We start from the raw sequence: 11,680 nt of genomic DNA on the forward strand, positions 1-11,680 counted from the left end.
CTGCTGGGCAGGCGGGCCGCTATTGCCAGACGGTCAGGCCGCGGCCCTGGTGCTTGGCCTGGTAAAGGCGCAGGTCGGCCTGGTGCAGCAGGCTTTCCAGGTCGTCCGGGGCGCCCTGGTAGACGCCGGCACTGAACGACAGCGGCGGCGCGCCGGCGGCGTAGTGCAGGCTGGCGCAATGTTGGCGCAGGCGGTCGAGGGTCTGGGCCAGCTCGTCGGCGGTCTGCTGGCTGAGCAGGGCGAACTCTTCGCCGCCGAGACGGCCGAGCAGGGCATCGGGGACGGCCGCGGCGAAGGCGCGGGCGAAGACGACCAGGGCGCTGTCGCCGCTGGCGTGGCCGTGCTGGTCATTGATCCGCTTGAAGAAATCCAGGTCGAGCATGGCCACGCTGAGCTGCTGGCCGGCGCGTTGCGCGTGTTTCAGCTGCTGCAGGCCCTGTTCGTAGAAGGCCCGCCGGTTGTTCAGGCCGGTCAAGGCATCGAACTGCGCCGCCTGCTTCAGGGCGCGCATCAGGTCGCGGCGTTCCAGGGTCGACATCACCCGACAGTTCAGCTCTTCCGGGCAGAAGGGTTTGCGCAGGAAGTCGTCGGCGCCATGCTTGATGAACTTGGCGCTGAGCGAGCCTTTGGCATCGGCGGACAGGCCGATGATGATCAAGTCGTTGCGCTTCATCTTCTGCCGCAGCAGTTTGACCAGGTCGAAGCCGCTGATGCCCGGCATGCGGTGATCCACCACCAGCAGGTCGATATCGGGCTGCGCCTGCAGGGTGCGCAGGGCCTCGTCGCCATCGCAGGCTTCGATGATCTGATAGCGGTGCGGGGTCAGGATATGGCGGATGTACTGGCGGGCGGCTAGCGAGTCTTCGGCGACCAGGATCTTCACCAGGCTATTGCTTTCCAGGCGGTGCAGCAGGCGGAAGGCGTACTCGTAGGAATGCTGACTTTCCTTGAGCACGTAGTCGACCACGCCCTTGAGCAGCAATTCGTCGCGTCGCTGCTCGTTGTAGGAGCCGCTGAGGACGATGCACGGCAGCTGGTACTGCATCACCAGATCGACGCTTTCGCCGTTGGGCGCATCCGGCAGATGCAGGTCGACGATGGCGGCGAAGAACAGGCTGGCGGCGCTTTCCAGCATGATCTGCGCCTCGCCCAGCGAGGCGCAGAACACCGGCTGCAGACCGCTCTCCTGGCGGAACAGGTGGTCGAGGATTTTCAGCACCATGGGGCTGTCTTCGATGACCAGGATATTACGCACAGGAATCTCCAGTAGCTGTGGCCGCGCGCTGTGGCGCTGCGGTTGGATTACAGCGTGCGCACGCGCAGCGAACGGCCTTTGATCTTGCCTTCGCCGAGGCGTTTGAGCGCCTGCCTGGCGCTGCCACGCTCGACCGCGACATAGGCCTGGAAGTCGAAGATGGCGATCTTGCCGACCTGGCTGCCGGGGATGCCGGCCTCGCCGGTGAGGGCGCCGAGAATGTCGCCGGGGCGCAGTTTGTCCTTGCGTCCGGCGCCGATGCACAGGGTGATCATCGGCGGTTGCAGGGGTTCGCCGGCTTGCGCCTTGAGGCTGTTCAGCGGGTGCCAGTTGAGCGGGCTTTTCTGCAGGGTCTCGATGGCCTGGGCGCGATGGCCTTCGGCGGGCGCGACCAGACTCACGGCCAGGCCTTTCTCGCCGGCGCGGCCGGTGCGGCCGACCCGATGGATGTGGATTTCCGAGTCGCGCGCCAGCTCGACGTTGATCACCATGTCCAGGGCGTCGATGTCCAGGCCGCGGGCGGCGACGTCGGTGGCCACCAGCACCGACAGGCTGCGGTTGGCGAACATCGCCAGCACCTGGTCGCGGTCGCGCTGTTCCAGGTCGCCATTCAGCGCGGCCGCGGAAATGCCGTTGGCGGTGAGGTGGTCGACCACTTCCTGGCACTGCTGTTTGGTGAAGCAGAAGGCCACGCAGGATTCGGGGCGGAAGCTGGCGAGCAGCTTGACCACCGCGTCCAGGCGCTGCTCCGGGTCGATCTCGTAGAAGCGCTGCTCGATCTGCGCGTCGTCGTGCAGGGCCTCGGCCTTGACCTGCTGCGGGTTGCGCATAAAGGCCGCACTGAGTTGCTTGATGCCCGCCGGGTAGGTGGCGGAGAACAGCAGGGTCTGCCGCTTGCTCGGGGTCTGGCCGATGATCTCGGCGATGCTGTCGTAGAAGCCCATGTCGAGCATGCGGTCGGCTTCGTCGAGCACCAGGGTGTTGAGGCCGTCGAGCTTCAGCGTGCCCTTGCTCAGGTGTTGCTGAATCCGCCCCGGGGTGCCGACGATGATCTGCGCGCCGTGTTCCAGCGAACCGATCTGCGGGCCGAAGGGCACGCCGCCGCACAGGGTCAGCACCTTGATGTTGTCGCCGGCGCGGGCCAGGCGGCGGATTTCCTTGGCCACCTGGTCGGCCAGTTCGCGGGTTGGGCACAGCACCAGCGCCTGGCAGCCGAAGTAACGCGGATTCAGCGGGTTGAGCAGGCCGATGCCGAAGGCCGCGGTCTTGCCGCTGCCGGTCTTGGCCTGGGCGATCAGATCCATGCCCTTGAGCATCACCGGCAGACTCTGCGCCTGGATTGGCGTCATCGCCGTGTAGCCGAGCGACTCGATGTTCGCCAGCATGGCGGCGGACAGTGGCAGTGAGGAGAAAGCGGTGTGGGTCACGGTTCAGGCCTGCAGATCGAAATGGCGCGCAGTGTAGCAGGCGGCGGGCAGGGCGTTGCTGCTAGTACGACCGGGGGTGTGGCGGTTCACCAGGCGGCGGGATCGCTCTGCACCGCGACCCCGCAACGTGGCAGCCCGGCGGGCTGCATTCGCCGCGGGGCGCGCCTCCTACAAGGTTGCGGGCAGGCTTGAGTCCATGGATGAACCGATTAATCGATCAGGCCCTAGCTGACGGCCCGGATGCCGCCGGCCCCTTGGGCTACGGCGCAAGCAATGGCCGGGCCGCGCGACACGGCGTGACGCTTGCCTGGCGTAAATATTGCCTGTCGTCCTTGCCGCATCCGCTGTCGGGATGCACGGAACTCGTTGAGGTGTCGTTATGACTGGAGTACTCAAGCCGGGAGTTCGCGTACTGGAGCGTTTCAGCTTCGCACGTAAATTTCAGCTGTTGTTTGTCTTGTTCGTCCTGCCGTTGGGCTATGCGTTGTGGGTGATCGCTAGCGATCAGGTGGCGCGCCTGGAACTGATCGACCATGAGCTGGAAGGCATGCACGGGGTCGCGGTGCTGGGGGCGGTGCAGCGTGAGGTGCTCGCGCAGCGCACCCTGCTGGCGCGCTGGAAGGGCACCGACAAACCGGCCGAAGCGCTGTTGCAGCAGCGCGCGAACGGTCTCGATCAAGCGCTGGCGCAGGCCGCCACGCAGCTGGCCAGTGGCCCTTCGAGCGCCCAGGCCCGCGAGCAATTGGCTGCGCTGCAAGGGCTGCGCGCCGAGCTGAGTGTGGCGTCGCTGGGCAAGATGGCGCTACCCGATGCCCTGGAGCGTTACCAAAAGACCCTGTTGCAACTGATGGCCCTGCGCGAACAGGTGGCCACCGACAGCGGTTTGATCCTCGATCCGAACCTCGATACCTATCTGATGATGGAACAGCTGACCTTCACCCTGCCGCGCCTGCAGGAACACCTCGGCAACTTCGCCAGCCAGGGCTATGGCGCGGTGTTATCGCAGCACTTCACCCTGCAAAGCCGGGTGCTGATCCGCGATTTGCGCCGCGCCCTGGACGAGTCGCGCGGCCAGTTGCTCAAGGCGCGTGTCACCCTCGGCCAGCAGGGGGCGCCGTCGCTGGGCGAGCTGCAAGGGGCGTTCGCCGAGGCCGAGCAAGGCTTCGACAAGTTTCTCGCCGAGATCGATCGCGATATGTTCGAGGCCAGCCCCATGGCCTTGAGTCCGCAGCAGTTCATTGAACGGGTCGATGCGTTGCAGACCCGGCTGACGGGGCTGCAGCAGGCGTTGTACCAACAGTTCGCCCTGAACCTGGGTGGCTACCGCCAGCAAATGCAGGGCGAAATGCTGCAGGTGATCGCGGTATTCGGCGTGCTGACCCTGCTGGCGCTCTACGTGCTGCTGTGCCTGAATGCCTCGATTCGGCGCAGCACCGCCGGCATCATCGAGGCCGCGCAGGGCCTGCGTGACGGCGATTTGCGCGTGCACATGCAGGTGCATGGCGAGGACGAGCTGGCGCGCATCGCCACCGCGCTGAACGCGGCGGTCGCCCAGTTGCGTGGTTCGTTGCAAGGCGTCGACCAGGAAAGTCAGAACCTCGGCGGCACCGTGCGGTTGCTCAGCAGCCAGGCGCAGAACGCGCTGGCGGCAGTGGAGCAGCAGCAAGGGCAGATGAGCCAGATCGCCACCGCCGCCACCCAGATGGCGGCCACCGCGCAAAGCGTGGCGCAAAGCTGCGAGGAGGCTGCGGTGGAAGCCGGGCAAACCCGTGAAATCGCCAATCTGAGCAACCAGCGCAGCGTGCGCACCAGCGCCAGCATGCACCAGCTCAGCAGCCGCCTGGGCGACAGCGCCGCGACCCTGCAGCAGTTGCGCGAGCAGACCGAGCAGATCACCCGGGTGGTCGACGTGATCAAGGGCATTGCCGAGCAGACCAACCTGCTGGCGCTCAACGCCGCCATCGAGGCCGCACGCGCCGGCGAGCAAGGCCGCGGCTTCGCCGTGGTCGCCGACGAGGTGCGCAGTTTGTCCCAGCGCACGCAGAACTCCACCGCGGAAATCGCCCAGACCGTGGCCGACCTGCATAGGGTGGTCGGCCAGTCCGTCAGTTTGATGGAAGAGGCTGTGCAGCAGGCCGAGGGCGATGTCGGCAGTGTGTTGGCCATGGGCGAGGATCTGGCCGGGATCGTCGCGTCGGTGCAGCGGGTCAGCGACCGCCTGGCGCAGATCGCCACCGCCGCCGAGCAGCAGGCCGCCACCGCGGACGAGGTCAGCGGCAATATCCAGCGGGTCGATCAGGGCGCCAGCGCCCTGCTCGACGGCGCCCAGGCGGTGAGCGAGGCGGCCGCACAACTGGACAACGGCAGCCGGGTGCTGGCGCAGAACACCGGGCGCTTCCAGCTGGATTGATGCACGGGGCGTCCCGGCTTGACGCTTGGGGTGCTGCTGGCGCAGTCTGCCGGCCCTGGCCGCCAGCGAGCAGGACGCCCGATGCCGCACATTCTGATTGTCGAAGACGAAGCCGCGATTGCCGACACCCTGGTCTACGCCCTGCAGGCCGAGGGTTTCGCCACCTGCTGGTTGAGCCTTGGCGGCGCGGCGTTGGAGCGGTTGGCGGGCGAGCCGTTCGACCTGGTGATTCTCGATGTCGGCCTGCCGGATATCGGCGGGTTCGAGGTTTGCAAGCGCCTGCGGCGGTTTTCCGAGGTGCCGCTGATCTTCCTCACCGCGCGCAGCGAGGAAGTCGACCGGGTGGTCGGCCTGGAGATCGGCGCCGACGACTATGTGGTCAAACCCTTCAGCCCGCGCGAGGTGGCGGCGCGGGTCAAGGCCATTCTCAAGCGCACGGCGCCGCGCCCGCTCGCTGGCGAGGGACGGCCGCCCGCCGCGGCGACGCTGCGCATCGACGGGCAACGCTATCAGGCCCACTACCACGACCAGTTGCTCAACCTGACCCGCCACGAATTCCGCCTGCTGCAGACCCTGCACGGCCAGCCCGAACGGGTGTTCAGTCGCGAGCAACTGCTCGATGCCCTCGGCGTGGCGGCCGCTGCCGGATACGAGCGCAGCATCGACAGCCATATCAAGAGCCTGCGCGCCAAATTGCGCCAGGTGGCGGCATCGGCCGAACCGATCCAGACCCACCGCGGCCTGGGTTACAGCTACAACCCGGAGCGCTGAGATGCCGCTCGGCGTGCGCATCTTCCTGGTCTACTTCCTGTTCGTCGGCCTGGCCGGCTGGTTCGTGCTGAGCACGGTGATGGACGAGATCCGCCCCGGGGTGCGCCAGTCCACCGAGGAAACCCTGGTCGACACCGCCAACCTGCTGGCGGAAATCCTCCGCGACGAGGTCAAGGCCGGTAGCCTGCAGCAGAGCCGCCTGCCCGCCATGCTCCAGGCCTACGGCCAGCGCCAGCCCCGGGCGAGCATCTGGGGGGTGGCGAAGACTCAGGTCAACCACCGCATCTACGTCACCGACGCCCAGGGCGTGGTTCTGCTCGACTCCACGGGGCAGGCGGTGGGCCAGGACTATTCGCGCTGGAACGATGTGCTGCTGACCCTGCGTGGCGAATACGGCGCGCGCTCGACCAAGGAAGAGCCGAACGACCCCGACTCCTCGGTGATGTACGTGGCCGCGCCGATCCGGGATGGCGAGCGGATCATCGGCGTGGTCTCGGTGGCCAAGCCCAACCGCAGCCTGCAGCCCTATATCGCGCGCTCGGAGCAGCGCCTGGCCGGGCTGGGCGGCGGCCTGATCGTGCTCGGTCTGGTGATCGGCGCGCTGCTGTCCTGGTGGCTCAGCGCCGCGCTGCGCAAGCTCACCCGCTATGCCCAGGCGGTCAGCGCCGGCGAGCGGGCCGAGCTGCCCAGCGTGCACGGCGGCGAGCTGGCGCAACTGGCCCAGGCCATCGAGCGCATGCGCACCGAGCTGGAAGGCAAGGCCTACGTCGAGCGCTATGTGCACACCCTGACCCACGAACTGAAAAGCCCGCTGGCGGCCATCCGCGGCGCCGCCGAGCTGCTCGACGGCGAGATGCCGGGCGAGCAGCGCCAGCGCTTCGTGGCCAATATCGAGCAGGAAAGTGCGCGCATCCAGCAACTGATCGAGCGCCTGCTGCGCCTGGCCCAGGTGGAGCAGCGCCAGGGCCTGGAAGAGCAGGTGGCGGTGCCGCTGCATGCGCTGGTCGAAGCCCTGTTGCAGGCGCAGATGGCGCGTATCGAGGCGGCGGGGTTGCGGGTCGACAACCTGATTGATGCCGGGTTGGGCGCCCGCGGCGAGGCCTTCCTGCTGCGTCAGGCCGTGGCCAACCTGCTCGACAACGCCCTCGACTTCACCCCGCCGGGCGGCTCGATCCGCTTCAGCGCCAAGGCCACGGGCAGCCAGATCGAACTGGCGCTGTTCAACCAGGCCGCGCCGATTCCCGACTACGCCCTGGCGCGCCTGTGCGAGCGCTTCTACTCCCTGGCGCGCCCCGGCAGCGGGCGCAAGAGCACCGGGCTAGGCCTGAATTTCGTCCAGGAGGTGATGCAGCTGCACGGCGGCGAACTGCAGGTGAGCAATGTCGAGGGCGGAGTACTGGTGCGCCTGGTCGTTAGTCGCGCGTAGCAGACCGTGGAGCCCGGTTTCGGTCGCCCGGATAGGCCTTGGCGCAATCCGGGGCAACGCCGGCGGTCGCGGACTTCATTGGGCCATGGGGGCTGGCGGGGCCTGCGCCAACACTACAGGCGTTTGCGCATAAAAGCCGCGGTCGCCGGGCAAAGCCCGCAGAACTGCCGGCTCGCGGCAATCGCCAAGGGTGCCGTTGCGCGTTCGCTCAGGCAGTAGCCGCGCCGGGCAAAGAAGGCCTCGGCCGTAGTGGTGAGCAGGTAGATGGCGTGCACGCCATGGGCCGCCGCCTGCCGTTCGGCATGGGCCAGCAACTCGGCGCCGAGGCCCTGGCCGCGCGCGGCGTCGGCCACGGCGAGGGAGCGCAGCAGCGCATCCGTGCCGTGGATCTGCAGGCCTACCAGGCCCATGAGACGGCCGCCGGCCTGGCAGCCAAACAGACGCAGATCGTTCGCGACGTCCTGCAAATCATCGGTGGGCAGGTGGCAGGCGGCGAGCAACTGCTGCGCCTGTCCGTCGATTGCGATGGCTTGAATCGTGGCTTGCATAGGAGTGGCTGCCTGTCAGAGTGGACGTATCGCGCCCCGCGTGGGGCCAGTAGCGGGCAAGGGCCTGGCCGCCCGCGCAATAGCAGAGGCCCCCGATTTACCCGCGGGGGCTGGGTCAGGCCGCCTTCGCGCTCGCCGCAGCAGGCGCGGGTTTTAGCATTGAGGCTGTTTCCTGGTTGGCCCAGGCCTTGTAGCGCAACAGCGAAGTGAGCAGGTGGCCGGAGCTCATACGGGCTTTCCCGCTGAGGTCTTGCCTGACAGCGGTGCCGGCGGTGTGTCTGCTTGCCAGGTTCTTAACACCAGATAGAGCAGCGGGCCTATCGAGACGAACAGCGCAGTCAGGACAAAGAACGGCAGCAGGTAGACCAGTGGCTTGCCACGTGCACGGCCATCGCGGTACATCCAGAGGCAGGCCAGGGCGGCGAGGATATACAGGTCGATCACCACCTGGGCGGTGTCGGCGCTGGACATCAGTTGCAGACCGAACTGCAGCAGCGATTGCTCGGCCTGCAGCATCACGTAAAGGGTGTAGGCGCCAAACGCCAGCAGGGTGAGCAGGGGCAGTGCGAGTTTTTTCATAAGACCGTCCTGGGTTGGGTAGCCGTGCGACCATGCGGGATGATCGACGCTACCCAGTTTCCTGCGGGCTGTCCATGTCCTCTGGCCGCAGCATTTCTCCACAAAAACTCCATCCCGCCTGCATAAACCCTCCATTCGCCCCGCCCAGACTCTGCCTACCTTAATTGCCGCGGAGAGTTGCACCATGAGCCGTATCCTGGGTTTCAAGTTGGGCGCCATCGCCTTGTTGATCCTGCTGTTGCTGATACCGCTGTCGATGATCGGCGGGCTGGTCAGTGAGCGGCAGTCTCAGCGCGAGGCGGTGCTGCAGGACATCGCCCGCAGTTCCAGCTATCGCCAGCAGATCACCGGGCCGATTCTGGTGCTGCCCTACACCAAGGTCTGGCAGGAGTGGAAAACCCTGGCCAAGACCGGCGAGCGTTATCTGCAGGAGCAGCAGTCCCGCGGGCGGCTGTACTTTCTGCCCGAGCGTTTCGTGCTCAACGGCACGGTCGCCACCGAGGAGCGGACGCGGGGCATCTACAAGGCCTTGTTGTACCGCAGCGATAATCGGGTCAGCGGCGCCTTCAAGCTGCCGGCGCGTTTGGGCCTGGGCGATGAGCTGGGGCGGTACCGTTTCGATACGCCGTTCCTGGCGGTGGGCATCAGCGATATCCGCGGCATCGGCAATGACCTGCAACTGCGCCTCAACGGCATGACTCTGGGCTTTGCCCCGGGCAGCGGCGACCAGCGTTTCGGCGCCGGGGTGCATGCGCCCTTGCCGGCGCTGGATAGCCAGGGCGGACAACTGCTGGAGTTCGCCTTCGACCTCAAGCTGCAGGGCACCGAACAACTGAGCATCACCCCGGTGGGCCGCGACAGCCGGGTCGAGTTGAGTTCCGCCTGGGCGCATCCGAGCTTCGTCGGCGAATACCTGCCGAGTAGTCGTGAGGTGAGTGCGGCGGGCTTCAAGGCGCATTGGCAGACCAGCTTCTTCGCCACCAATCTGGAAGAGGCGCTGCACGATTGTGTGCGCAAGGACAGCTGCCAGGGGCTGGCGGCGCGCCACTTCGGGGTGAGCTTTGTCGACCCGGTGGATCAATACCTGAAGACCGAGCGGGCGATCAAGTATGCCCTGCTGTTTATCGGCCTGACCTTCGCCGTGTTCTTTCTGTTCGAAGTGCTCAAGCGCATGCCGGTGCATCCGCTGCAGTACGCCCTGGTGGGGATGTCGCTGGCCTTGTTCTATCTGCTGTTGCTGTCCTTGTCCGAGCACCTGAGCTTCGTCCGGGCCTATGCCCTCTCGGCGCTGGCCTGTGTGTCCTTGATCGGCTTCTACATCAGCCATGTGCTGCACAGCTGGCTGCGCGGCGGGCTCTTCGGGGTGTTGCTGGCGGCGCTCTATGGCCTGCTGTTCGCCCTGCTGAGCGCCGAGGACTATGCCTTGCTGATGGGCTCGCTGCTGGTCTTCGGGGTGCTGGCTTGCGTGATGGTGCTGACCCGCAAACTCGACTGGTACGGCGTCGGCAAAAACACCGGCAATAGCCCGGCCGCCGCCCTTTGACTGAAGCGGGCGCGGCCTTGGCTGCGCCCCGGGAGCAAGTGATGATGCGTGTACTGCTGCGTTTTTCTGCCTGCCTGGCCCTGGGGCTGGTCGTGGTCGTGCTGATCCTGGTCGGGCTGATCTTCAGTGGCCAGTTCGGGCTGATCGGCGGCCTGCTGTGTACCGGCAAGCCCTTGGCACAACTGGGCCTGGCGCTGTTGCCCGAGCCCTTCTGGGTCGCCCTGACCGGCGTGGCGGATGCCCGCCACAGCAGCTCGGTGCAGTCGTTCCTACAGCTCTGCGTCGCGTTGGGGCAAGGCGCCGGGTTGCTGGCGCTGGGGTTCTTGCGCCTGTGGTACTGGCGATGAGCGGGCATGTCGGCCTGCGCGAGGACGCGCTCGCGGGCGCGCGTTTGGCCGCGCGCATTCGACTGTTGTTTGCTTGTCCGGGCCGTCACCCGGTGCCTGGGAATAAGCTTGAGGCGCCGCCGGCTGCCCTCAGGCCAGCGGCACTGTGGCCTGCATCGACGGTCGCTGGCTGACGTCTGCATACCAGTCGGCCAGTTGCGGGAAGCGTTCGCGCCAGCCCAGTTGCGGCTGGCGTAAGTCCAGGTAGCCGAGGGCGCAGGCGACGCCGATCGCGGCGATATCGAAGTGGCAGGCCAGCTCGGCAATGGCCTCGTTCTCGAACTGCTGCAGGGCGCGCTCGATCTTCGCCTGCTGCCCTTGCTGCCACTGTTCCCAGCGCTTTTCCGGCGGGCGCAGAAAGGTTTCGTAGCGAACCAGCACGGCGGCGTCGAGAATCGCGTCGGCCAGGGCGGCCAGGGTCAGGCGCCGCCAGCGCGACGAGCCCTGCAGCGGGATCAGCGGCTCGCCGACATGTTGCTGGTCGAGGTAGTCGAGGATCACCCGGCTGTCGTGCAGCACGTTGCCGTCGGCCAGGCGCAATGCGGGAATCTTGCCCGCCGGGTTGTGCCGATTGAGTTCGGCGTCGGCCGTGGTCGGGGTGGCCTGAACCGGTTGCAGGGCCACGCGGTCGAGCTGGCCGGTCTCGTGCAGCAGCACCATGACCTTGCGCACGAAGGGCGAGCTGGGTGAGTAGAACAGGGTCATGCCGGGGCTGGACATAGGGTCTCCTTAACAGGCGGTTGCAAGAGCAGTGCGTTCGCTGCGCGCGGGCATCCCGCCTGATCCGGCCTGCTGATGTGTTGGGCGGCGTTCCTTATCGGCAACCTGCGGTTCGGTTGAATTGGCGCAGATCCCGCGTTGTATCCGGTGCATGTTCATTCGACCTTGGTAGGGGCGGCGGTTCCCGGCGGCCCGGGTTGGGTGGCCGAACGTCGCGCAAATGGGCGCTATGCGGCTTGCAGCCCGCCGTCGGGCGCGGGCACTCGACCAAAGTCGCGCTAGCGGTCGCCACTGGGACTGCTATGTTGAAACGGTCAAAACAACAAAAACCGAGGAGTCCCTCATATGTCCGTATCCAAGCAAGAGGCCGCCAAGGCCTACTGGAAAGATAACCTGCGGCTGATGTTAATGCTGTTGGCCATCTGGTTCACAGTGTCATTCGGCGCAGGGATTCTGTTTGTCGAACAGCTCAACCATATTCAGTTCTTCGGCTTCCCTCTGGGCTTCTGGTTTGCCCAGCAGGGGTCAATCTATGTGTTTGTCCTAATGATCTTCTTCTACGTCTGGAAGATGAATCAGTACGACCGCAAACACGACGTCCACGAAGAATAAGGC

At 66.3% G+C, this 11,680-nt stretch carries 12 protein-coding genes; 7 read left to right on the forward strand and 5 right to left on the reverse strand.

From position 1 onward, the window contains the following. Positions 1-19: 19 nt before the first annotated feature. Both P8H27_RS18040 and dbpA read right to left on the reverse strand, forming a co-directional pair. A complete protein-coding gene (locus P8H27_RS18040) occupies positions 20-1,255 on the reverse strand; it encodes a diguanylate cyclase domain-containing protein (protein ID WP_289639058.1) in 1,236 nt (411 codons plus the stop codon). 47 nt (positions 1,256-1,302) lie between these two features. Further along, on the reverse strand, positions 1,303-2,682 hold the full coding sequence (dbpA, locus tag P8H27_RS18045; RefSeq protein WP_289639059.1) for an ATP-dependent RNA helicase DbpA: 1,380 nt from the start codon (positions 2,680-2,682) through the stop codon (positions 1,303-1,305). Positions 2,683-2,882: 200 nt separating this feature from the next. On the opposite strand from dbpA, the gene P8H27_RS18050 reads away from it, so the two are divergent. The 4 genes from P8H27_RS18050 to creC all read left to right on the forward strand — a co-directional run bounded on the left by P8H27_RS18050 (position 2,883) and on the right by creC (position 7,289). Further along, the gene (locus P8H27_RS18050) at positions 2,883-3,065 is read left to right on the forward strand and encodes a hypothetical protein (RefSeq protein ID WP_289639060.1); all 183 of its coding nucleotides are present in this window, start codon (positions 2,883-2,885) and stop codon (positions 3,063-3,065) included. Beyond that, a complete protein-coding gene (locus P8H27_RS18055; RefSeq protein ID WP_289639061.1) occupies positions 3,062-5,092 on the forward strand; it encodes a methyl-accepting chemotaxis protein in 2,031 nt (676 codons plus the stop codon). Before P8H27_RS18050 ends, P8H27_RS18055 begins: the two co-directional genes overlap by 4 nt. An 81-nt stretch (positions 5,093-5,173) precedes the next feature. Continuing rightward, positions 5,174-5,863 (forward strand): two-component system response regulator CreB, encoded by a 690-nt coding sequence (creB, locus tag P8H27_RS18060; protein ID WP_289639062.1) that lies wholly within the window; start codon positions 5,174-5,176, stop codon positions 5,861-5,863. A gap of 1 nt (position 5,864) precedes the next feature. Further along, entirely contained in the window at positions 5,865-7,289 is a 1,425-nt protein-coding gene (creC, locus tag P8H27_RS18065) for a two-component system sensor histidine kinase CreC (protein WP_289639063.1), read from the forward strand. A 113-nt stretch (positions 7,290-7,402) separates the two neighbouring features. Here creC and arsN2 read toward each other — a convergent pair whose 3' ends face one another. Next, entirely contained in the window at positions 7,403-7,837 is a 435-nt protein-coding gene (arsN2, locus tag P8H27_RS18070; protein WP_289639064.1) for an arsenic resistance N-acetyltransferase ArsN2, read from the reverse strand. Positions 7,838-8,062: 225 nt separating this feature from the next. Beyond that, positions 8,063-8,416 (reverse strand): DUF2834 domain-containing protein, encoded by a 354-nt coding sequence (locus tag P8H27_RS18075; protein ID WP_289639065.1) that lies wholly within the window; start codon positions 8,414-8,416, stop codon positions 8,063-8,065. Between the two features lie 184 nt (positions 8,417-8,600). On the opposite strand from P8H27_RS18075, the gene creD reads away from it, so the two are divergent. Together creD and P8H27_RS18085 are read left to right on the forward strand one after the other, a co-directional pair. After that, entirely contained in the window at positions 8,601-9,959 is a 1,359-nt protein-coding gene (gene creD / locus P8H27_RS18080) for a cell envelope integrity protein CreD (RefSeq protein WP_289639066.1), read from the forward strand. Positions 9,960-10,000: 41 nt separating this feature from the next. After that, positions 10,001-10,306 carry a hypothetical protein gene (locus P8H27_RS18085; protein WP_289639067.1) on the forward strand — a complete coding sequence of 102 codons (306 nt, stop codon included), beginning with the start codon at positions 10,001-10,003 and terminating at the stop codon, positions 10,304-10,306. A 129-nt stretch (positions 10,307-10,435) separates the two neighbouring features. Here the strand turns inward: P8H27_RS18085 and P8H27_RS18090 are convergent, their stop codons facing one another. Next, on the reverse strand, positions 10,436-11,065 hold the full coding sequence (locus P8H27_RS18090; RefSeq protein ID WP_289639068.1) for a glutathione S-transferase: 630 nt from the start codon (positions 11,063-11,065) through the stop codon (positions 10,436-10,438). A 345-nt stretch (positions 11,066-11,410) separates the two neighbouring features. Here P8H27_RS18090 and P8H27_RS18095 point away from each other — a divergent pair, with 345 nt between their 5' ends. Continuing rightward, positions 11,411-11,677 carry a DUF4212 domain-containing protein gene (locus tag P8H27_RS18095; RefSeq protein ID WP_289639069.1) on the forward strand — a complete coding sequence of 89 codons (267 nt, stop codon included), beginning with the start codon at positions 11,411-11,413 and terminating at the stop codon, positions 11,675-11,677. The last annotated feature ends 3 nt before the right edge of the window (positions 11,678-11,680 follow it).

Origin of the sequence: Pseudomonas sp. sp1636, from assembly GCF_030376615.1 — a bacterium.
Taxonomy (GTDB): Bacteria; Pseudomonadota; Gammaproteobacteria; order Pseudomonadales; family Pseudomonadaceae; genus Aquipseudomonas.